Genomic DNA, 22,795 nt, shown 5'->3' with positions numbered 1-22,795 from the left:
GAGGTGACCCGCTGCTATTGGACTGCGGCGGGTGCTCAATCGGTTGGGTTAATTGCGGATGGTGTCGTTGCGGTTCCACAAATTCTGATGCTTCAGATAACTGAAAAACTCGTCCGGGTTCCAGCACTTCGGGATCAAATCTGTATTGACCCTTTCCTCAAAATTCGACACCAGCTTGCTGAGGATTTCACGCAGCCGTTCTTCACTGATACGCTCCAGTTTTTGCTGCGCGACGGGGAAATACAGATTGTTTTCAGCGCTGACCACCACATTAATACCAAAAGTGTTAAAGGTCAGATTGCGTGTCACTTGCCGGCAAATTGGTTGCTCTGGTTCCAGCGGATACAAGCCATTGACGATGGCGTATTCATAACGGTCTAAGTCGCGTTTATCCGAGTCTTTCGGGATGTAGGTAATGCCAAATCCTTGAGGGAAATATCCGGTGATGGTTAACAGACTTTGCACCACAGCCGCCGGATACCAGCCTTTTTCCACGCCGGCTTTCAGTAGCGGCCCAACTTTGGGCAGGCTGTCATAGCTGTAATTTTGCTTCGACGGTAACACCACTGAGGTATAAACCTGTGGAATTTTCAATAGGTTACCAATACCGTCTTCCGGCGTGATCGCCGAGCGCAGCAAATGTAAGGCAAAGGCCTGTTTGTCTTCTTCCACCATCACAAACAATTCGCGCTCGGCTCTGGAATTGCCAACATATTGGTCTAGTCCCAACCCATCTTGCAGATACAACTGGCTTTGTTCGAAACTAATCTGCAGCAATTGCTGACGCTGTTCAGGCGGTAACACCCGGTATGGGTCCTGATCGCCGTCCGGCCCATATAACAGGCTTTGGACCTGCGGGTGTTGCAGGCCGATGTCCTGGATCAGACAAGCCATCACCAGCGGGATCTGCACTTCGTCCAGAAATGCCGACGCGGTATCAGCGGCGGTATTCAGTGAGTCAGCGACCTTGGCTAACACAAAACGGTTTTTAATCTGCTTATCGACCAGCAATTGTTTTAACAGTAGGAGCGCAAGGATGGCTTTATACAAATGTTTATGGCGCTGATTGGTTGCTGCGATATTTTTGCCATAAGTCGGTGACAGCAGCTGAATAGTGCCGAGCGCGCGGGCTGCCAGTTGGCGCGATTCTTCCTGGCTGTCGCCTTGGATCAGCTCAACAATATGCCGGGCCACACCTTTGAGCTGGCGAATGCGGTCAATCCGATTATCTTGTTGTTGTTTCAGGCTTTCTTTGAGTTGTTGACTGACTTCGGTCAGTTTGAGTTCCAGCTTATGCCGTGCCCCTTTACTGGCATCGTCAAGCCGACGTTGCAGCTCGGTTTTCTGCTGTTGCAGCTGATCAATTTCGCGTTGTTCGTGTCCCTGAAAATACCAGGCAGCCTGCTCATAAATGGACAGGCGTTGACTGCTGTTGTCATAAATTTTACTCAGCAATTCTTTGATGATTTTGGTGGCCGCGTTCGCACCGTACATCGCCTGATTCATGCCCCAGGTTCCTTTGCCTTTTCAGGTACAGTAGAAATCCATGATGACACAACTGTAGCTGCTTTTTCAGCCCGTGCCAGCGTAGCCTTTTGGTGTTCTGTCCGGAAAATTAGACAAGCATGAGTTAATTTGCTTTTCTTAAACAATTAGTTAGCAAAGGAAGTTGCCTGTGCATATTGCAGTGATCGGGGGCGGTATCAACGGCGTGACCTCAGCATGGCAGCTGGCGTTGGCGGGGCATCAGGTTGAATTGTTTGAGCGTGACGGCCTGATGCAGGCGACCAGTGCAGCGTCCAGCAAGTTATTGCATGGTGGCCTGCGTTATCTGGAGCAAGGCGAGTTCCGGCTGGTGCATGAAGCGCTGCAGGAGCGACGCTGGTGGATCAAAAAAGCACCGCATTTAACCCGACGCCTCCCTATTCTTTATCCGATTTACCGCAGTGGCCGCCGGCCGCGCTGGCAGCTGAAAATTGGCCTGTGGCTGTATGATCTGCTGTCTGGCCGTAAAGGCATTGGCCGCCATCGCTGGCTCAATACTCAGCAAACACTGCGCTGCAGTCCGGATTTACAGCCGGACGGTTTACTCGGTGCCTTTTTGTTTTTTGACGGTCAGATGGATGACCAGCAGCTCGGCCTCTGGGCCGTAGAGCAAGCACGCCAGCATGGCGTGTTGGTGCATGATCATCAGCCGGTGCAGACATTGCAGGCCGATGGTCAGTTGCAACTGGCCAGCGGGGAATGGCGCCGGTTTGAGCGCGTGATTAATGTGGCGGGTCCCTGGGCCAATCAGTTGCTGCAGCAGTCTGGTTTAGCGGTGCAGCAGCCACTGGATTTAGTTCGTGGCAGTCATCTGTTATTACCTCAGCTCTGTCGTTATGGTCATATGCTGGAAGTGCCGGGTGAAGCCCGCATTGTCTTTGTGTTGCCATTTAAGGGGCAGACGCTGCTCGGAACCACCGAAGTGCGACAGCAGCTGAGCGAACCAATTTGCTGCAGTGACGCGGAGCGTCAGTATTTGTTAAAGCTGTATAACCATTATTTTGTCACTAAGCGTTTTGGCAGTGATATTCAGCGCGAATTTGCCGGCGTGCGGCCCTTATTAGGCGGCGCCAATGATGCCAGTAAAGCCAGCCGCGAATATGCGATGCATTGGCAGCAAGCGGTGCTGACGGTCAACGGCGGCAAATGGACCACGGCAAGGGCGTTGGCGAAACAAGTGGTGGCGCAGGTGCAGAGTTCCCTGCGATGAAAAAAAACAGCCGGCTGAGTGCCGGCTGTTGTCCATCCTGACAATGTCTAGTCTGATCAAGGTTTGGCATCACCGGCAGCCCCAGTGTTGTCCGGGGCTGAAGTTTTCAGCTCTGCTTGTTCTATGGCTGACGCCTGAGTTGCCGTTTTACCGGGTTGCAGTTGTTGGCTCAGCTTATCCAGCGCCTGGGTGCCGGGGCTTTGTGCCGTGCCGGCTACTTGCTGCTCTGCCGGTTTGCTCAGCTTCGCCAGATTAGTGCTGACTAAGCTTTGATACTGGCTTTGCTCGATGTTGAATACGGCATCAACATCTGAGCGTCGCAGCCAATATTGCCCACCGGCTTCGGCCAGCTGCAGGCTCAGCTCGCTGGTTTTCCCGTCGCGGTTGGCTGCGGTTATCATCAGTCGGGGCGCTTTCGCCAGCGCAGCAGTGGTTTCTGCTGTTGGCTTCGCGACATATTGCTGCACCGTCAGCGTTTGCAGGCTGCTCAGCAGCTGGTCCGCCTGACTTTGATCCAACGTCGGTGCTATCGCATCAGCCGCCGGGGTCAGTCCGGCCAATTGCCAGATTGGCTTATCCGTATTTGGGGTCGTGCCTGTCGCCGCTGGCTGAATTTTCAGCAAGCTGTAGTCTGGCCCCCGCACCGCCTGAATATCTTTGAATGCCAGCTGATTTTTGTCCAGCCACTGCGCAGGATCGACGCTGAGTTCATAGCTGTTCAGCGCGACCTGATACACGGCACTCTCGCCGTCGCGGCGTAAATATTGCTGACGGAAACCGGCACTGTCGCCAAGCCAAAGGGTTTGCACCGCATCAGTGCCGGCAGCTTTGAGCTGCAGCTGCCAGTGGTACTGGTCCGGCGCGACGGCAAACCGGCGCTGACTGTCGGCAGAATCGGCCAGCGGCCAGTTCAGCCGGGCTTTTTGCAAATCCGTCAGCAGTTGCTGCACTTTGGCCGGGTTGGCCGCCAACCAGAGCGGCTGCTCAGTGCCAGCAGCGTTAAACTGCCACTGGCCGTTGTGCTGACGTAAGTTGAAGCTGGCGGCCGCTGCGGGCTTTGCCTCAGCATCTTGGGTCTTGCCTGGCCCTTTGACCAGTGTCAGTTCAGTCAGTTGATTGCTGGCCAGTAACGGCTCTGCCTGCGTTGGCTGATGGTTGCTGTACCACAGCATTCCGGCGAGGCCAAGCTGAGCGGTCAGCAGTATGGCTAAATGAGAAACTTGCATCAGATACCTCCGTTACATAGCCACAAGTTGTTGATAACGCGCTTTTTTACGGGTGTGCAGATAACGTTCCGCGCCAAACAGCAAACTCAGCAACAGTAAGGCAATGCCATAGTTGGCGTATTCCAGCGCACTGCGGCTATCCGGCGACAGTGCCGGTAAGGTACGGTTAAACTGCGCGCGGCTGCGGATGGATGACAGTTCTGTGTCGGCCAGCGCAAAACTCAGCATGTTTTGCAGCAGCTGCAGGTTATTCAGATACTGGCTGCCGTTGCTGCTGCCAGCCAGCTGCAGCGTCTGGTCGCTGAACATGCTGTTACTGGATACCAGCAGCAGCCGGGCGCCGGGGGCGGATTTTTTCAGCAAGCCGGTATCGCGCAGCGTTGAGTCCGTATTTGTCTCTGTGCCGGATTTGTCGTCCGGTGTTGCGTTATCTGGCTTGGTTTCGCGCAGCGGATGTGCTTTGTCGGCGAAATACGACTTAAATTCACCGCTGACCAGCACGGCAACTGGTGCAGCGCCGGTGCTGGCAGTGTCGCCCGGATAACTGACCTGACCATCACTGCCAAGCGTTGGCATTACATCCAGGCTGTTGCTGCGCCAGCTGCCGGCCGAGGTGTTGAGCAGGGTCTGATACTGCAGCGCCGGTTGAGCTTGCGCTTTGTCCTGACTGGCAGCCAGCGGCGTCACATTGATTGGCGAAGCCCAGGGTACGGTCAGCTGCGGCAAATCACCGAGGATGGCCCGCTGATGTTGCTGTTCAGCCGCGTTTGTCGTTGCGGCGAAATCTGCTGGCCGCAGGTCGGCAAAGTACGGGTAGGGCAACATCGCCATTTGCTGGAAGCTGAAGCCACCGGCCTGACGGGTCACCGGCACCGGCAAAGTGCTGTGCTGCGGGTCCAGCACCAGCGTCTGTTCAATGCTGAGGCCCTGCGCTTTGAGGAAATCCTGCAAGCCGGAATTGACGGCCGTCAGCCCCAGGCTGCGCTGGCTGAGATTGACGTCATAAGGCGAGGTCGCTGCGATGACGGTACCGCCTTGCATCAGGAACTGATCAACGGCAAACACTTGTTTTTCAGTCAGATCTTTGGGTGCCAGCAGCACCAGTACGTCAGCCTCGGCGGCAACTTTGCCGTCGGTTAAATCTTCCGAAATCACATTCAGTTCAGTGCCAATCAGTTCGCGCAGCTGGTTAAAAGTGCTGCCCATAGCGCCGTAACCGGCCGGCATGCTGCTGCCGCTGACCAGCGCGACGGTTTGCTCCAGGCCGGGTACAAAACGTTGTAAGGTCGCTTTGATTGACTGCTCCAGCGCGGTTTGATCCAAAGCTGACAACGGGATAGCCAGCTCGCGCTCCCCCAGTTGCAGCGTCAGGAAGAACCAGAACGGTTGTGGCTGCAGCAGGTCCAGCACCATCGGTTGGGCGCCAAAAGTGGCGTTGATCCGTTTAGTGATCGCCGGATCTGCCATCGATTGCTGTTGCAACGGCAGCTGCGCGCTGTGATTGCCACGCAGTTGTTGCAGCGTTTGCGGCAACTGCTGCATCAGCGTTTTGAGCTGCGCCGGCAGCTCGGTTTCCGGCGACACATAGGCATTTAAAGTGACAGTGCCGGGCAACTGGGCCAGCACATCGCCACCGCTCTGATATTGCGCCTGCAGTTTTTTGATTTGCCGGCTGATGTCGTATTCCGGGTTGCGCAGCAACACTTGCAAGTCTGCTTCGCCCTGGGTTTTCACATCAATAAAATCACGGAAACTCAGTACTTTATGCTCTGAGCCGTATTGCAGCAGCACATGGAAATAAGAGCTGACAATGGCCGACTGATGCCGGTCCGCCACCTGAAAGGGCACAGGTTCAATCTGATATTGCTGATTGGCCTGTTGTTCCAGCTCCGCGTCTGTCGTCGGGTCTACCAGCTCCAGTTTTACTTTGCCGCGGCCAGCCACCTGATATTCCTTTAATAAATCCTGCAGCTGAGGCACCAGCGGCGCCAGTAACGGGTGAGTATTGGCAGAGAAATAACCGCGGATCAGCAAAGGTTCCTGCAGGCCGGCCAGCTGCTGTTTACTGACCTCTGACAGCGAATACTGCGCACCGGCCGTGGTATCAAGCCGCAGTTGCGGTAACTGACTCAGCCAGAAGTTGGCACCGATAAAATTGGCCGCGATAAGGCCTGTCAGCGCTGTTTTCGCCCACTGTGCCGGAGTTAAACGGCGCTCACGTGCCCAGCGCTCACGCTCCAGCATCAGCGCGTTCAAGGCCAGAAACACCGCCACCAATGACAGATAAAAATACAGATCCCGCAGATCGATCACACCACGGGTAATGGCGTCAAAGCGGCTGCTGGTGCTGATTTGGCCCAATACCGCCGCCACGTCGGCGTTGACCAGGCCGGCCAGCAAACTGGAGCCTGGCAGGTAAAACAGCAGTCCCAGCAGCACAGAGCCCAGCAAAGCTACTATGGCGTTGTCGGTCCGGCTCGAGACAAACAGCCCCATCGCCAGATAAGCCGCGCCTAACAGCAAAGCCGCCAGATAACCACTCAGGACAGGCCCCCAGTCGAGTTCAGCCAGCAGGCTGACGGTGACAGGGATTGGTAAGGTTAAGGTCAGCGCCAACAGCAACAGCAACAAACAGGCGCTGAATTTGCCGGCGATAAAATGCCACAGCGGTTGTGGACTGGTCAGAATATGTTCCAGCGTGCCGCTGCGTCTTTCATCGCTCCATAACCGCATCGTCAATGTGGCGGCTAAAAACAGCAATAACAGCGGCATCCACTGAAATAATGGCCGAACGTCGGCGATATTGCGGGCAAAAAACGCCTCAGCCCAGAAAAACACAAAGAGCTCAATACTGATAAACGCAAACAAAAACAGCCAGGCCAGTGGCGAAGCAAAAAACAGTGCCAGCTCTTTTTGGCAAATGCGGCGTACAGACAGATGATCAGGCTGCATGGGCGACCTCCTGACGGGCAAATAAAGTTTCTAAATCCTGGCCTTGCAGGCTCAGCTGATACAAATCGCCACCCTGCTGCACCACGGCGCGTGCCAGTGCCGCGATAGCCTGCTGATGACTGGCTGACGTGGTGTCGGCCCCTTGTGGTAAGGCAAACAGATAGTGCCCCGGAGCCGGGCTTGCGCTGAGTGTCAGTGGCGCTGCCTGTGGCAACAACGCGCGAATTTGCGGTTCATCCAGCGAAGTGTGCAGGCTCAGCTGCTGGCCGGTCAGCTCCGCTAAACGGGCATCCAGCACTAATTCACCTTGTTGTAACAGCAGCACCCGATCACATAAAGCGGTGACTTCCTGCATGATATGGGTTGATAAAATCACCGTGGCGTCGCGGGCGATGTCTTTAATCAGCTGACGCATTTGCAGCGTTTGCGTCGGGTCCAGCCCGTTGGTGGGTTCATCCAGGATCAACAGCCGGGGTTTGCCTAACAATGCCTGGGCCACGCCGACCCGCTGTTTATAGCCGCGTGAGAGGGTCGATACCTTTTGCAGCGCTTTGGCACTGATATCGGTTGCCTGCATCACGCGCCTGATTTCGGCTGCTTTGTCAGCGCCACTGAGGCCTTTGAGGCTGGCGGCGTAATCGAGGTAATCCGCCACCAGCATGTCCTGATACACCGGCAGGTTTTCCGGCAGATAACCAAGCTGACGTTGCAGCAGTTTGGCGGACGTGACGAGGTCGGTTTGATCGAGCCGCACTGAGCCTGAGTGTGGCTCCAGATAACCCGACAGCATCTTCATAAGGGTGGTTTTACCGGCACCGTTATGACCGAGCAAACCGACGATTTCACCGGCATCAATGGTGAAACTGACAGGCTTGACCGCGACATAGTCGTCATAACGCCGGGATAGTTGATGAACTTCCAGCATAAGGTCTCCTTTTCAGATTGAAACATCTTGGAAACCCGCAACGTGGTGGCCGAGCGAGCCGGGCTGGACGGTCCGGCGAAAGGTGTTCAGTTCAGGCTGACTCTGGCTCCAGGCTGCGGGACATTCCGCAAAAAATCAGGCTGCAAAAAAGCTGAAAAGAATATATGGCCGGCCGGCATTTTTTCAATTGGCCGCAGTGGTACAGCATATGGTGCTGGTGGAGACGAAGGGGGGATGGCAGGCGCTGGTGTCTATGAAACAACCTCCGGCGTGCCGGAGGTTGTTTTGTCATTACGGGAATTGAGCCCGCTCAGGTCAAATCCAGCGCGAGGATTTTTGAGCGGCGCTGATAGTTGTACAGCTGTTGTTTTTTCGCCGGCAGGTCGGCTACGTCTTTCAGTTCAAAGCCGTGTTCAAGGAACCAGTGAATGCTGCGGGTGGTCAGCGCAAACAGCGTGTAATACTTGCGCTGGCGCGCCAGACCAATAATGTGTTTCAGCAACAGGCTACCGCGGTCGGCGTCGCGATAGTTCGGGTGCACGGCCAGGCAGGCAAATTCACCGACGTTTTCTTCCGGAAACGGATACAAAGCGGCACAGCCAATCACCAGACCGTCGCGTTCAATCACGACAAACTGGTCGATTTCCATTTCCAGCTGTTCACGGGAGCGGCGCACCAGCAAACCTTGTTGTTCCAGTGGCCGGATCAGATCCAGAATACCGCCGATGTCATTAATATTGGCGAGGCGCAGCCGTTCGGCCGCTTCAGTGACAATTTGCGTGCCGATACCGTCGCGCGAGAACAGCTCCTGCAGCAAAGCGCCGTTCATAGTGCTGCTGACCAAATGGCAACGCGACACGCCGGCACGGCTGGCAGTGATAGCGGCATGCAGGAAGGCTAAAGTTGAGGTGCAGGCGCGCTGGCTTTGTTCCAGCTGCTGCAGCATAGATTCGGCGAAATTTGGCATTAACTCGGCAATAATCTCGCCATCTTCGTCGATGATGCCGCCATCGTCACTAAAACCGATCATTTTGTCGGCTTTGAGTTTAATCGCCACTTGCGTGGCAATTTCTTCAGCAGTCAGATTAAAACTTTCGCCGGTGACAGACGCAGCAATAGGCCCCATCAGCACAATACAGTTCTGATCGAGCTGGCGGCGGATACCGGCGACGTCTATCCGGCGCACTTTGCCGCTGTGGAAGTAATCCACGCCTTCATCAACACCCAGCGGCTGCGCAATGACAAAGTTGCCGCTGACCACGTTGATTTGCGCATTATGCATCGGTGTATTCGACAAACTCATCGACAACCGGGCTGTGATATCCAGTTGCAGCGCGCCGGCGACTTGTTTAATCAGCTGGAAAGAATCGTCGTCGGTGACGCGGATGCGGTTGTGGTACTGCGCGGTTAAACCGGCCTGCGTCAGGGCACTGTTAATCTGCGGACGGGCGCCATACACCAGCACAATCTTGATGCCTAAGGTATTTAGCAGAGCGATGTCATTGATAATACTGCGAAAACCAGGTTGCGTAATGGCTTCACCGCCCAGCATCACCACAAAGGTTTTGCCACGGTGTGCATTGACATAAGGGGCCGACTGGCGGAATCCATCAACAAGTTCAGTAGTACGCACGCTCTGTTTTTGTCCTTCTGTAAAAGTGGCTTAGGGCCGCTGCGCCAATCATTATTCAGTCATAAGCAGTTTGCATGACAGCGGTATGACAGACGGCTGTATGACCGTCAGCGTGCAGTTTGCAGAGCGCAAGCCACAGGAGCTGAACGGGATCAGGGAATTGGCGCGTACTTTAATGGAAAAGTGGATAAATATCCAACAATTATTTGGCTGGTTTTTGCGTGCGCGAAGTCAGCAAACATAAAGCATTGATTAAGTGGTGAATGTGTTGTTGCGATGTATTTTAAAATTTCTTTTATGAAAATATATCCAATAAATTCGCATATAAATCTAAAAAACAGGCGCATCCGTGCGCCCGTATCGCACAACATGCAGCATCAAGCCCCGCTAGTGACACTGCAGACTAACAGCCAGCTGCCGTCAGACCCGGGCACTGACTGCGTCCACCAGTTGGCTTTGTAGATTTTGCCCTGGTGACGCAGATGGTCGCCGGCGGCGGCATAAGTGCCACGTGGCCAGTTTGGATAGTCATTAACCGTGGCAGGTATGCCGGCACAATTGCCGCCTGTTTCGCCACCTCCGCCACTGATAGTGCCGGCCGGCAACTGTGGATACTCCTGCTTCAGCGCAAAACTCTGGCTGCCGACACTGACGCGCCAGTTCGACGGCATTGGGATTGGCAGGTAATAGTTCAGCGTGAGGCTGGTGCTGGCGTTTGCTGCCAGCGGGCTGTGTGTGGGTAGGGTCAGTTCAACGCGGTGGAAGTCGTTTTGGATACCACCGATGTTATTGCCACTGCTGTTGCGGCCGCTTTGGATGACCTTAGTGCCATAACCACTTTGGTCGGTGAAGTTGTCTCCGCTGGCGGTGGGGACGTCAAAACTGATTTTGGCGCCGCCCGGAATGGTCTGGCCGGATTTGTTGCTCAGCGTCAGTTTCGGATTGATCGGATAGTTGGCGTCACCGAGTTTAAAGCCATCGATTTTGACCTGCAGATCCAGGCTTTGCGGCGGCAATGGTTTCGGGTCGCGTTTGTTGCCATAAGGCGCCGCGGTTTTAAAGGTCTGGTAGAAGATGCTGGTGAGGTCGCTGCCCATGCCATATTCAGCTTTGGCGGCGTCATAGCTGTAGTCGCCGGCCAGCTCCCAGAACATCACCCCGCCGATGCCTTTATTGACGATGTAATTGGCTTTTTGCTGGATACTTTCTTCATCTTCGACCGACAAAAACACTTTTTTCGTATCGTTCCACAGCCAGGTGGCGACCAGCGTCGGGTCGTATTGCCCCTGATACACGCCGGTTAAGCGGTCGGTTGGATCTGTCGCCGGGTCCAGGCCATAAGCGGCGGCATAAGAGCCGGCTTTGCCCAGTTGCAGGTTACGGGTGTGCCACAGCGGATTGGATCCGGCCGGTACTTCAGCGCCCAGACTGTTTTTGTCATGCCACAGGTTGTCGATGCCGACTGCGCCCGCGCCACATTGGTTTTGCGGGGAACCGCCGGTGCCAGGTGGACATTGGTTTTGATTCGGCTGCGCGGCTTTGCCCCATAAACCTTTGTTGCCGCCGGTGACATTCTGCCAGCCGCGGCTGTAATAAGGCACACCGATATTAACGCGGCCGGCTTGCATCGCACCACGGAAATAATGATAAGCCCAGTCGGTATTGAGGTAACCCAAGCCCTGATACTGCGCGCTTTGGTAGTAATTCCACACCAGCAACTCACTGTCGCGGCCATCGTCATACAGCGCGGCATTCGGGCCAACATGCTGGTTCCAGGCGCCGTGCAGGTCGTAACTCATGATGTTGACGTAATCCAGGTACTGCGTGACCGGGAACACTTCCATACCGCGCAGCAGATAGCCGCTTGATGGCGAGGCGATGGTCAGTAAATAGTGTTTACCGTCGGCGACTGAGGCCGCATCAAGTTTTTCCCGCAACGTTTTCATCAGCACCTGATAAGACGCCATCAGGCCGGCACGGCGGGCGTTGGAGATGGCAAAGTCATCCGGATTGCCGGAATCTTTCATGCTGGACGGATATTCGTAGTCAATATCAGCGCCATCAAAGCCGTAAGTGCGCAGGAAAGTGACGACGGAGTCAGCAAAGGTATTGATACCGGTCACATTGACGGAGTTGTCGGCGTTGGTGGTCATGCTGTAAAAGCCACCACTGGCGACGCGGTTGCCGTTATCGTCAAAATAACCGCCGGTTTCGGCCCAGCCGCCAATCGACACCAGCGTTTTTACGTCCGGATGTTGTTTTTTGAATTTATTCAGCTGGTTAAAGTGGCCTTTGTAGCTGAACTGCGGGTCCATTTCGGCGCCGGCCACACCAGGCCACTCCATGTTCGTGGCGGCATTGTCAGGCGCTTGCGGGTTGCCAATCGACACCTTATTTTGTGCGTCGACATGGGCAAAGGCGTAGTTCAGATGCGTCACTTTGTCCCACGGAATGTTGTGGGCAAGGTAAGACGGCTGACCATTTTTACCAGTGCGCCAGCTGGTGAAATAACCAATGATGCGGCGCGGATGGTCGGCACCCATTTTCTCCCGGCCTTGCTGGTCATAGATAGTGCAATAAGGCACAGCCAGTCCTGGCGTCTGGTATAGGCCATCAGGGCGGCAGGCGGCATGGCCTGTGGGCGAGCTGGTGACACTGAACGAAATACTGGCCTCGCTCTGGCCACCAAGATTATCAATGACCCGCACGGTCAGTTGCTGATTGCCGGCGACAGCGGTCCAGCTGCTGCTATAGGGCGCGGCAGTTTTTTCTGCGATCACAGTGCCGTTTAACACAAACTGCACTTTGGCGATGCTGCCGTCGGCATCACTGGCAGTAGCGCTCAGTAACACGGTTTCACCGGTATTCAGGCTGGCATTGTTGGCTGGCGCAGTGATGCTGACGCCGGGCAATTGATTATTGCCGGTGCTGACCGTGAAGCTGACCGCTGCAGTCTGGCTGCTGGCGGCTTTGTCGTCGGTCGCTTTGGCGTAGACGCTGTGGTTACCGGCAACCGCTGTCCAGGTCAGGCTGTAAGGTGCGCTGCTGTCGCTGCCAGCCAGTTGATTATCAACATAAAATTCTACTTTACTGACAGTGCCGTCGGTGTCGCTGGCATTGGCGCTTAGCGTCACTGCGGCACCGTTAGAGTAGTTGCTGCCGGCCGCAGGCGCGGTCAGGCTGATTTGCGGTGGTTTGTTCGCAACTACACCATCGCAGTCGCCTTGTTTGGTCCATTCCTGATAGGGATTGGAATACTGCGCCGGGTTTTTATTCTGGTTCCACCAGTTGGCTTTATAGGCCTTTTGTTCATGCTGAACAGTGGCGCCGCCGTTGTAAGCTTTAGTAGCCAGCCAGCTGTCCAGATTGGTACAGCTGACGGCCGCCGCTTGCTGTGACAAAGCGGCGAGACTGAGCGCCAGCAGGTTTTTTTGCATAGTCATATTCAGTTCCTTGGCTTGGGGCTGGTGTCAGGGCACCAGCACCACGTTGAAATGTTTCTGCACGCAGCGGTGATAGTCACCGCTTTGCAGCGTGCTGTAGGCGGTTTGGTAGCCGACGGCTTTACAGGCAAAACTTTTGCCTTCAGGCCGGTCCGGGTAATAAGCCCAGTCCATGTCCCAGTAAATGTTCAGCGCGCCGGCGCCGTTGATATCAAAGGGTTTTTGGTCTTTGCAGCCCAGTTGCTCTGCCGCAGTAACCGGTACGCCGAGTTGCTGGGCGTGGCGTTGGTAATAACTGACGCGGTTCAGGCTTTGTGGTTTTTCATAGCCGTGGCCACATTCAATACCGCCATTGATAATATTGGTGGTTGCGCCAAAACCGGCACTGATGCCACGGCTCTGGTCGCTGGTATTGGGCTGCCAGCTGCCATCGATCACCGACCACATCGAAGGTTTGGGCGAGGCCGGATACTGCATAAAAAACACCGCAGACGCGAGATTCAGCCAAGTATCCGCCACCAGTTCCGGCTGATTCAGCAGGACTTTGGCATCGCCAAACATCGCCTGACTGAACGGGCCATAGTTGTAGTGATAACTCAGTTGTTTGGCTCCGCGGCCATAGTATTTTTTAAAGCGGCCCTGTGCGTCTTTGCCGCAAGGCCAAATCTCAGTCTGCCAGCCGGCCATCGCACATTCGCTGTTGTAGCCGCAGCTGCTGTCGTTGTCGGCGCAGCCGGCTTCTTTGACGAAATACAGACCCTGACGCCATTCCTCGATGGCGGAGTTGCGATCATGGGCGCCGGTTTCCTGGGTGAAATGGGCAAACATGGTAGCCAGTGCTTTGCGGCAAATCGCATCGGCATCCCGACCGTCAGTAAATTCGCGGCAAAAGCCGGAAAACTTGGCGCTGGCTTGCAGGAATTTCCCATAGCTGTACGCCGGGTTCGCCTGCGGGAAATGTTGTAGCCACTGGGATGCCGGTAGCAGCCGTTCAATCCGCCGCACATTGTCCGGATTGGCCGCCCGTCCGGGGACCACAGCCTCCACTTCACTGTTGGGCCGGGTGGCAATATTGGCACGGGTCAGTGCATATAAAGGGCTGCTGGTGAGCCTGGCTTCTGTCGCATCCAGTTCAGCTTTGAGCATACTGTAACCGCCACCAGGTTGGGGCTGCGGACCGGTCTGTGGCGGGGTGCCGCCACCTGAGCCACTGTCACAGCGGCTGTCGCAGGGACCGATAAGCCGCCAGGGGCCGTTAGTACCCGGCACATTATTTTGTGTCCACCAGCGTGCCTGATAAATCAGGTTTTGATGATGGGCTTGCAGGCCGCTGGTGTAGACTTTTGTTGCTTTCCACTGCGGGATAGTCTCAGCAGCTTCCGCTGCAGCTACAGGCGACAGTAACGCCAGTGGCAGGGCCAGCGCGGTGAGTTGAAATATTGGCATTTTTATCTCCGGAATTAGACCAAAAACAACGCGCTGCTATCTGGGTGACAGCGCGCTGGTGTATTGCTGTGGATTGCTATTTCTGTGGATGGCCGAGCCCCTGATGCATCGCATTGAGGATCTGGCCGTTGTCCGCGTCTAATTCCCAGGCAAAAATGCCGCCTAAGCCGTACTGCCGGATCAGTTCACCTTTGGCTTTGACTGAGCGGGCGGTATCGAAGCTGACCAGCGTGGTGGTGGCCGGATTCCAGACATAACTGGCTTTGGCCTGTTCGTCCCAATACAGCGTGTAGCCATTGACGCCGCTGCCATTGGGGCCACCCATCAGCTGACTTTCGATTTTTTTGTAATCTTCGATGCCTTTTTCCCAACTGCCAGCAATGCCTTCGCCACCAGTGCCGGTAAATGGATTGCCATTTTTCACGCCGCTGACCGTTTTCCAGCCGCGGCCGTACATCGCCGCGCCGATAGTGACTTTATTGGCCGGCACTTGCCGAGCCAGTAGATGCCTCACCGCTTCCTCGACTGAGAAGCCGCTGATCGGCGAATTGTCGTTTGGGTAAGTGCCCGCCATATGTCCCAGGGTGCTGTTCCATGCGCCGTAGTAGTCGTAGGTCATCAGGTTGATGTAATCCATGTATGGATGTGCGGCTTCCCAATTGACCCGGCTGAGTTTTTCGACGCCACCGCTCATGGCAGCAGTCAGTTGATAGGTGCGGCCGGTTTTGGCGGACAACGCATTCAATGCGGTGCGTAAGTCTTTCATCAATAACACAAAACCGTCGCCGTCCTGTGGGCTGCCCAGCGTGTCATTGGCACCGCCACCGCCGGGGAATTCCCAGTCGATGTCGATGCCATCGAAGAAGTCATAGGTTTTGATAAAGTCGGTGATGGAGGTGACAAATACCGCACGCGCTTTGGCGTCAGTGCCGATTTTGTACAGCGGGTCGGATAAGGTCCAGCCGCCTACTGAGGGTAGAATTTTCAGATGCGGATTGGTTTTTTTCAGCCGGTACATTTCGGCAAACAGACCTTTGATCGGCTGGTCCCATCTGTCGTTGGCGTAGGCTTTGTCCAGCGCAGCCCATTTGTCGTGGACCACCACGCTGTAGTCTGGTTTGCCCTTACACTGCGCCTGCAGCGCGCTGTAGCCTTGGGGATTGTCGCGTTTTAAGGCGTCATTGGCGCCACAGACCGGAATAAAACCATAAAACAGATGAGTCAGGTTTTTTGCAGGAATATCATAGGCATGGAAGTTTCTGCCATAGATACCCCACTCAACAAAATAACCACCAACCATTTTATTGCTGGTGTTCTGATAAGGTTTATTTTGCTGCAACAGCGGTTTTGGCCAGCCGGCAAAGTTCAGCTGAGTCCAGGGATCAAAACTGCCCGGTGTGCCGGGGTCGCCACTGCCCGTGACAGTGATTTGGCGTTTGTCGCTCTGTGTACAGCTGCGCTCACTACCCACTACGTTACACAGCGCCACCACATATTCATAACTGCCGGCTGCGGTCAGGCTGACCGTTTTACTGCCGCTTTGCGCATTCTGGCCATTTGGCGTCAGACTGGCGCTGTGCACCACCACGCCGTTTTGCAGCAGTTGCCATTGGTTGCCATTGGTGCCCCACCACATATTCCACTGGATTGGCACGTTCACGCTGCCGTTTTGTAACGTCAGATTGGTATCCTGCCAGGCCAGTACCGGTTTGGCCGGCAGCGCCGGTGCTGCCTGGAGCTGAGCGCCATACAGCGCCGCACACAGCCAGCCGAGCCGGCGGGCTGTGATTAATTGAGTTTGCATATCTAGTCCTGCCTGTTGATTTCAAGTTGGTTTGGTTTGAATAGCAAGACGGGCGCTGGGGTACTTTTTCGCTTCATCCCTGAGCTGCACATATCCTTGTGTGAGCTGTCCATCGAAAAGTGCCAGTGTTGCTGTCACCAAGATGAAACAAATGACAGCGTTGTCAAAATCAGTTTTAAGACAAGAAAGTGATTTTTATTTGATTATTTTCTGATATCAGAGCAGGTCTGTGATTTAGCGGGAATTTCAGCAAAGCCGCCACAGGCAGCCCGAACGGCTGCCTGTGGCGATAGCAGGTTAATCGACAATGATATGTGGTAAAAACCTGGAGCTGTCTTTGGTGATCAGCGAATTGTCTTCGCGAATGCCCATACCGGCGGCACTGTCACCCACCAGCCAGGACCCTATCAGCGTGTAGCTGTCGCCGAATTTTGGCAACGCGTGAAAGGCCTGACGGATATAACCGCTATCGTGGTAAGGGCCGTCGACTTTCAGACGCTGACCGCTGTGATCGACCAGTTCAATATTGGCGCCTTCGCGTGAATACAAAGGTTTACGTACCCAACCATTGCTCAGCGCACTCTGCGGTTCGGTGTCAAAAAACGCCGGTAACAGATTGGGATGATTCGGATACTTTTGCCATAACAGCGGCAAAATGCCTTTGTTGGACAACAACATTTTCCAGGCAGGTTCCAGATAAGCTGTTTTGCTGCTTTTCAGATGCACACCGAAATCTTCCCGCAGCATAAATTCCCACGGATAAAGCTTAAACAGCGACTGCAGCGGGTAGTTGTCGGTATCGACCAGCTGGCCGTCGATTTCGCCGATTTGGTCGAGGCCAAGAAAACGCGCGTCGATGCCGGCCTGTGTGGCGATATCCATCAGATAATGCACAGTGCCTTTATCTTCAATATTGTCGGCCACACAGCTGAAATACACCGGCTGCAATAAATTCAGCGTAGCGAAGCGGTGCTCCAGCTGGTCCTGCAGCGAATTAAACTGATCTGCGCCTTGCGGCAGTTTGCCGCGCATCAGCTGGTCTTCCAGCCAGACCCACTGGAAAAAGCCGGTTTCGTACAGGGAAGTCGGCGTGTCGTAATTCAGTTCCAGCAGTTTGGCCGGGCTCTTGCCGTCATAGGCCAAATCCAGCCGGCCGTATAAATGCGGCTGCTGGGTACGCCAGCTGTCGGCGATCCAGTCCCAATAAAACTCAGGTACATCCAGTTGCCGTAACAACTGTTCACTGGCCAGAATTTCCGGCACCAGCGACAAGGCCATTTGGTGCAGTTCTTCAGTTGGCTCTTCAATGTCCTGCTCAATTTGCTGCAGGCTGAACTGATAATAAGCCGACTCGTCCCAATAGGGCTCGCCATCAAAAGTATGAAAATTAAAACCGACCGATTCGGCATAACTACGCCAGCCGGCCCGTTCGGCGATACGGACTTTTTTCATCGCAATAATCCTATCCGCCGAATGAACTACTTTGCTGATCGCTACGCCGTTGCGCCTGAGCACCAAAACCACCGCGATTGACCATTTTTCCGGGTGCAACCTGCATCCGTGACGGCATCACATTAACCGGGCCGGTTTGGCGGGCGACCGGCTGATTGTTGGCGGTACGGAAGGTCGACAGGTCGTCTTTTGATTTATACAGCGGCTGAGTCGGCACATATTGTTTGGCAGAACTGCTTTTATTCAGCATCTGACCGGCAAGAAACCCCATCATCATTGGCATAAAGAAGCCGCCGGAGCTGGCTTGTTGTTGCTGCGGCTGCGGGCAGTTGCCGGTGCCAAAATCGGCTTCACATTCGGCCTGCGTCTGATATTTCGGCGCCACTTGCTGATGCAGCGCTTCCGCTTTGGCAAATTCGGCTTTGCAGCTTTCCGGCGGATTATAAAAAGCCGCGCACTCTTCGGCGTCTTTATACACTGCTGTGGTGACTGGCTCTTCACTGCTGCAGCTGGCGAGGAAAAAACCAGTGGCCGGCACCATCAGTACCAGCGCAGCTTTGCGGCTGCGTTTAGTCATTTTACTCATGATTCCTCCGTCAGAATGTCATGCTGGCGGCGTTGATCAGGCCCACCGCGATTGCGCAACCGGCAGCAAAAATGCCTGAAGCAATTTCACCTTCGCTGATGCGTTGCGGTAACTGGCGGACGGTGACTCGGACCGCGACAAAGGTCAGGATTTGGATCACCAGCGCAAAGGCACCCCAAATGGCGCAATCAGCCAGAGAAATCGAATGTTCGATGGCGCTGGCCAGTGGCAGGGCAAAACCAAGCAGCGCGCCGACAAAGGCGATGGCTGCGGCCGGGTTATTGGCGCGGATCAACGCGAATTCGTCGTGGGGGGTGACCCAGCTGTAAAAGCGGCAAAACAGCAGGATTAACAAAATAGCCAACACAAAAAAGCTCAGAAAGGCCGGTAAACCGGCTATAGAGGCGAGGATAGAGTCTGTCATCGGGAATTCCTTGTCGGTTTAATCGGTATTGTTTTTCCTATCATCCTGAAAAATATTCGTAAACGCAAACTTTGTCCGGCAAATCAACAGGGAAATCGGCGTGCAGGGATTCAAGTCTGAACTAAGCTGAATTTTTAAGCAGAAAAAGCCGGGTTTAATATGCTGAACCAAATAAAAGTTCGTAGTCGTCTGATTATATTGGCCGTATTACCCTTAACAGCATTGGTCATGCTGTGTGCTCTGTCGTTGTATGACATGAAGTTGTTGGCTGCCGGAGTCGATAGCTTATATGTGGATCGAGTCCAACCCTTGCAACAGATTAAGCAGGTATCAGATGCCTATGCTGTGACCATTGTTGATACTTTGCATAAGCACCGCGGTGGTTTGCTGAGCGCACAACAGGCGATCAGTGCCATAGATGCTGCAGAGCAAGATGCAAAAAAGGCGTGGCAGGCTTACCGGAGTACTCAGTTAACCCAGGAGGAGACTCAGCTGGTCGCCGAGGCTGAGCGACTAATCGTGACATGGACCTCCCAACTTCAACAGTACCGGACGCAACTCAGTCAGGGCCAAATCGAAGGGATGGATGGTGCTGCATTTAACGAGCAGCTCTATACCAATGCAGACCCGCTGAGTGTTGCTTTAAACCGGTTGATTGAACTGCAACTGACTGAATCGGCAAGATTTACAGAAGGCGCCAAACAAACGCTTTCAGAAACGCTCTGGTTATTTGTCCTGATTGTGCTTTGCGTCAGTTTGGTTTTGGTTGTGCTGGCGATGCTGGTTAGCCAGTCTATTCAACGGCCTCTGTCAAATTTACAGACGACCATAGTGGCAGTAGGGCAGCAGTCAGATCTGCGGTTGCGTGCGATAGTCACAGGCCAGGACGAAATTGCCCAGACGGCGCTGGCGTTTAACCAGACCGTGGAGCGGGTCCAGCAGTTTTTTGCCGAGCTCAGTCAGGCAGTCGCCCAGCTGGCGGCAGCTTCTGAGGAAATGAGCACTATCAGCCATCAGGTCAGTAATACCGCCTTTGAGCAGGAACAGCAGGCGAATTTAATCGCCACGGCGATTAACCAGATGTCGGCGGCGATTCAGGAAGTCGCGAACAGCGCGCAGCTGACCTCAGATCAGGCCAATCAAACCGATGCTCAGACGCAACAGGGCGTACAGCAGGTCAATGCCAATATCATCGCCATCACCCGGTTATCTGAAGCGATCCAGAGCGCTGGCACTGTGATTAGCCAGCTCAACAGCGAAACAGACAAAATCAGTCAGGTGCTGTCGGTGATTCAAAGTATCGCCGCGCAGACCAACCTGCTGGCGCTGAATGCAGCGATTGAAGCGGCTCGGGCCGGCGAGGCCGGGCGTGGTTTCGCCGTGGTGGCAGACGAAGTGCGGACTCTGGCAACCAATACCCAGCAGGCTACTGAGTCTATCCGCAGTATGATTGACAAGCTGCAGGGTGCGGCGCGGGAAGCGGTCAGTGCCATGACGGAGTCGCAAGGCCATGCCGAGGGCAGTGTGCACAATGCGGAGCAGGCCGGCACCGTGCTGGAGCAAATCAAACAATCTATTTCCGCCATTGTGGATATGAACGTGCAGATCTCAACGGCGACTGAACAACAAACCATAGTTGCGGAAGAGATTAACCGGAATATCACGGACTTTAATGGCAGCATCGGTGAGGTCAGCCGTAGTTCAGCACAAAGTGCAGAGGCCAGTGAAGCGCTGGCTGAGCTCGCTGCGCGTTTACGGACTCAGGCGGCGTCTTTTCAGGTGTAATGCCTGAACACCAAGCCGATGGCATGGACGGACCGACGCCATCGACTGCCATCGGCTCATTGCCTGCGTTCATAGCAGCTAATGCTCTGTCCGTCGCAGATCGGCGTTGCTGGGCCTGTCGGGTGCTGGACATTCAATTCCTCCTCACTACACTCGGAACAAATTTCATTGTTGTTCCGGGGAACTCTTATGTCGCAAAAAACTGTGATTGCGCTGGCCGTGGCGGCTGCGCTGACTTTTCATCTGACGGGCTGTGGCAAAGCGCCGGAAACTGTGGCTCCGCAAGCTCAGGTTGAAGCCGTACAGCTGAAATCCGGCATCGAATTGGGCAATCTGGATACACAGGTCAAGCCGCAGCAAGATTTCTTCCGTTACGTCAACGGCAACTGGTTGGCGAAAACCGAGATCCCAGCGGATAAATCGCGGTGGGGCAGCTTCGACGAATTGCGGTATAACGCCGAAAAACATGTGTTGGAACTCATCCAGCAACAAGCCGCTAAACCGGCTGAAGGCGGTACAGACGCGCAGAAGATCGGCGATTTATACCGGGCTTTTATGGACACCGCGACTATTGAACAACTGGGCCTGCAACCACTCGCCGCTGATATTGCCGCTATCGACGCGCTGAAAACAGCCGACGAACTGGCCATGTTCTGGGGCAAACTGCAGGCACAGCGCTATGGTACGCCGGTGACATTGTTCGTCGGGCAGGACCAGAAAAACTCCACCCAATACATCAGCCTGGTCAATCAATCCGGTTTAGGCATGCCAGATCGGGATAACTATCTAAAAACTGACGAAAAAGCGGAAAAAATCAAACAGCAGTACCGCTGGATGATTGCAAAATTCTGGGAATTAGCCGGTTGGCCGGACGGTTCTGCCGCCGCGGACCGGATTTACGCCATTGAGCAACAGCTGGCGACTATTCAGTGGAGCCGCGTCCAAAACCGCGACCGCACTGCGACTTACAATAAAATGACGCCGGCAGAACTGGCCACTGCAGCGCCTGGTTTTAACTGGGCTGGTTTCCTTGAAGGCGCAGGTTTGCCGGCTATCGACAGTCTGGTAGTGCGTCAGCCGACTTATCTAACCGAGTTTGCCAAACTGCAAAGCCAGATCAGCCTGGCCGACTGGCAGCTGTACCTGAAGTTTCATTTAATCCGCAGCCATGCCGCCCTGCTGGCCAGTGGTTTTGAACAGGCGAGTTTTGATTTCTATGGCCGTGCACTGAATGGTCTGCAGCAACAAAAACCGCGGGAAGAGCGGGCAGTTGCCGCCATCGATGAAGCGCTGGGCTTTATGGTCGGTAAGTTGTATGTGGAAAAACACTTCAAACCGGAAGCTAAAGCACGGATGGAGCAGCTGATCAAAAATCTGCGTGCCGCCTTTGAGCAATCCATCAACGGCCTGGAGTGGATGAGCCCTGAGACCAAACAACAGGCTCTGGCCAAGCTCGCGAAGTTTAATACCAAAATTGGTTACCCGGATGTCTGGCGTGATTACAGCTGTCTGGAGATCAAAGCCGGTGATTTAGTCGGCAATATGCAGCGCAGCAGTGCCTGTGAATATCAGCGCAATACCGGCCGACTCGGCAAACCGGTCGACCGCACTGACTGGGGCATGACACCGCAAACCGTCAACGCTTATTACAGCTCCACGATGAATGAAATCGTGTTCCCTGCGGCGATTCTGCAACCACCGTTTTTTAACGTCGAAGCTGATGATGCGGTGAACTATGGTGCTATCGGCGGCGTGATTGGCCATGAAATTACCCATGGTTTTGATGATCAGGGTCGCCGCTCCGACGGTGACGGCAACCTGCGTGACTGGTGGACGCCGGACGATGAACAGAAATTTAAACAACGTGCGCAGCTGATGATTGACCAGTACAGCGCCTTTAATCCGATTGATGATTTGCACCTGCAGGGTGCTTTGGGCCTTGGCGAGAACATCGCTGACCTCGGTGGTCTGACCGTGTCTTACCGCGCTTATCAGAACTCGCTTGGCGGCAAACCAGCGCCGGTGATCGACGGTTTTACCGGCGAGAAACGCTTCTTTATCGGCTGGGCGCAAGTCTGGCGGATCAAGTTCCGTGACGAAGCGCTGCGTCAGCAAATTATCACCGGGCCACATTCACCGGGCATGTATCGCGTGCTGGGCGTGTTGTCGAATATGCCGGAATTTTATCAGGCTTATGACGTCAAACCGGGCGACGGTATGTACCGGCCGGATGATGTCCGCGTGAAGATCTGGTAATCGCAGTTATTTGTCAGACAAAACGGGACTTCGGTCCCGTTTTGCGTTAGGGCGGTCACGCACCGCATGACAGACGGCAACAGCAGATTTGTAGTGAAATTGTACCGG

The 22,795-nt window shown here is 54.6% G+C and carries 15 protein-coding genes; 4 read left to right on the top strand and 11 right to left on the bottom strand.

Annotated elements, in window-relative coordinates:
- Positions 1-48: 48 nt before the first annotated feature.
- Entirely contained in the window at positions 49-1,506 is a 1,458-nt protein-coding gene (locus tag Q399_RS0116085; RefSeq protein WP_031570145.1) for a hypothetical protein, read from the bottom strand.
- A gap of 169 nt (positions 1,507-1,675) precedes the next feature.
- On the opposite strand from Q399_RS0116085, the gene Q399_RS0116080 reads away from it, so the two are divergent.
- Positions 1,676-2,755 carry a glycerol-3-phosphate dehydrogenase/oxidase gene (locus Q399_RS0116080; RefSeq protein ID WP_031570143.1) on the top strand — a complete coding sequence of 360 codons (1,080 nt, stop codon included), beginning with the start codon at positions 1,676-1,678 and terminating at the stop codon, positions 2,753-2,755.
- Between the two features lie 56 nt (positions 2,756-2,811).
- Here the strand turns inward: Q399_RS0116080 and Q399_RS0116075 are convergent, their stop codons facing one another.
- The 4 genes from Q399_RS0116075 to argA form a co-directional block, all read right to left on the bottom strand.
- Positions 2,812-3,981, bottom strand: a complete 1,170-nt coding sequence (locus Q399_RS0116075; RefSeq protein WP_031570141.1) for a DUF4340 domain-containing protein — start codon at positions 3,979-3,981, stop codon at positions 2,812-2,814.
- A gap of 12 nt (positions 3,982-3,993) precedes the next feature.
- Positions 3,994-6,933 carry a Gldg family protein gene (locus Q399_RS0116070; protein WP_031570139.1) on the bottom strand — a complete coding sequence of 980 codons (2,940 nt, stop codon included), beginning with the start codon at positions 6,931-6,933 and terminating at the stop codon, positions 3,994-3,996.
- Positions 6,923-7,858 carry an ABC transporter ATP-binding protein gene (locus tag Q399_RS0116065; RefSeq protein ID WP_031570136.1) on the bottom strand — a complete coding sequence of 312 codons (936 nt, stop codon included), beginning with the start codon at positions 7,856-7,858 and terminating at the stop codon, positions 6,923-6,925. Before Q399_RS0116065 ends, Q399_RS0116070 begins: the two co-directional genes overlap by 11 nt.
- A gap of 310 nt (positions 7,859-8,168) precedes the next feature.
- Positions 8,169-9,491 carry an amino-acid N-acetyltransferase gene (gene argA / locus Q399_RS0116060; protein ID WP_031570133.1) on the bottom strand — a complete coding sequence of 441 codons (1,323 nt, stop codon included), beginning with the start codon at positions 9,489-9,491 and terminating at the stop codon, positions 8,169-8,171.
- Positions 9,492-9,591: 100 nt separating this feature from the next.
- Here argA and Q399_RS22170 point away from each other — a divergent pair, with 100 nt between their 5' ends.
- Positions 9,592-9,735: a hypothetical protein gene (locus Q399_RS22170; protein ID WP_157836335.1), complete on the top strand. Its 144-nt coding sequence runs from the start codon at positions 9,592-9,594 to the stop codon at positions 9,733-9,735.
- A 133-nt stretch (positions 9,736-9,868) separates the two neighbouring features.
- Here Q399_RS22170 and Q399_RS0116050 read toward each other — a convergent pair whose 3' ends face one another.
- From Q399_RS0116050 to Q399_RS0116025, 6 genes are all read right to left on the bottom strand, one after another.
- Entirely contained in the window at positions 9,869-12,934 is a 3,066-nt protein-coding gene (locus tag Q399_RS0116050; protein WP_245612900.1) for a glycosyl hydrolase family 18 protein, read from the bottom strand.
- 27 nt (positions 12,935-12,961) lie between these two features.
- Positions 12,962-14,380, bottom strand: coding sequence for a glycoside hydrolase family 19 protein (locus Q399_RS0116045; RefSeq protein ID WP_051686081.1), 1,419 nt, complete (start codon positions 14,378-14,380; stop codon positions 12,962-12,964).
- A gap of 76 nt (positions 14,381-14,456) precedes the next feature.
- Complete coding sequence (locus Q399_RS0116040; RefSeq protein ID WP_084164422.1) at positions 14,457-16,184, bottom strand: glycosyl hydrolase family 18 protein; 1,728 nt, start codon at positions 16,182-16,184, stop codon at positions 14,457-14,459.
- Between the two features lie 297 nt (positions 16,185-16,481).
- Complete coding sequence (locus Q399_RS0116035; RefSeq protein ID WP_031570122.1) at positions 16,482-17,636, bottom strand: glutathionylspermidine synthase family protein; 1,155 nt, start codon at positions 17,634-17,636, stop codon at positions 16,482-16,484.
- Positions 17,637-17,646: 10 nt separating this feature from the next.
- Positions 17,647-18,222, bottom strand: a complete 576-nt coding sequence (locus tag Q399_RS0116030; RefSeq protein ID WP_031570119.1) for a DUF1190 domain-containing protein — start codon at positions 18,220-18,222, stop codon at positions 17,647-17,649.
- Between the two features lie 10 nt (positions 18,223-18,232).
- Positions 18,233-18,646, bottom strand: coding sequence for a DUF350 domain-containing protein (locus tag Q399_RS0116025; RefSeq protein ID WP_031570117.1), 414 nt, complete (start codon positions 18,644-18,646; stop codon positions 18,233-18,235).
- A 159-nt stretch (positions 18,647-18,805) separates the two neighbouring features.
- On the opposite strand from Q399_RS0116025, the gene Q399_RS0116020 reads away from it, so the two are divergent.
- A complete protein-coding gene (locus tag Q399_RS0116020) occupies positions 18,806-20,431 on the top strand; it encodes a methyl-accepting chemotaxis protein (RefSeq protein WP_031570115.1) in 1,626 nt (541 codons plus the stop codon).
- Between the two features lie 189 nt (positions 20,432-20,620).
- Positions 20,621-22,687 (top strand): M13 family metallopeptidase, encoded by a 2,067-nt coding sequence (locus Q399_RS0116015; protein WP_031570114.1) that lies wholly within the window; start codon positions 20,621-20,623, stop codon positions 22,685-22,687.
- Positions 22,688-22,795: the final 108 nt, after the last annotated feature.

The organism is Rheinheimera texasensis DSM 17496, assembly GCF_000711985.1.
GTDB classification, from domain to species: domain Bacteria; phylum Pseudomonadota; class Gammaproteobacteria; order Enterobacterales; family Alteromonadaceae; genus Pararheinheimera; species Pararheinheimera texasensis.
Note: the sequence above shows the minus strand (reverse complement) of the source record. Positions and strands in the feature narration are given on the sequence as shown.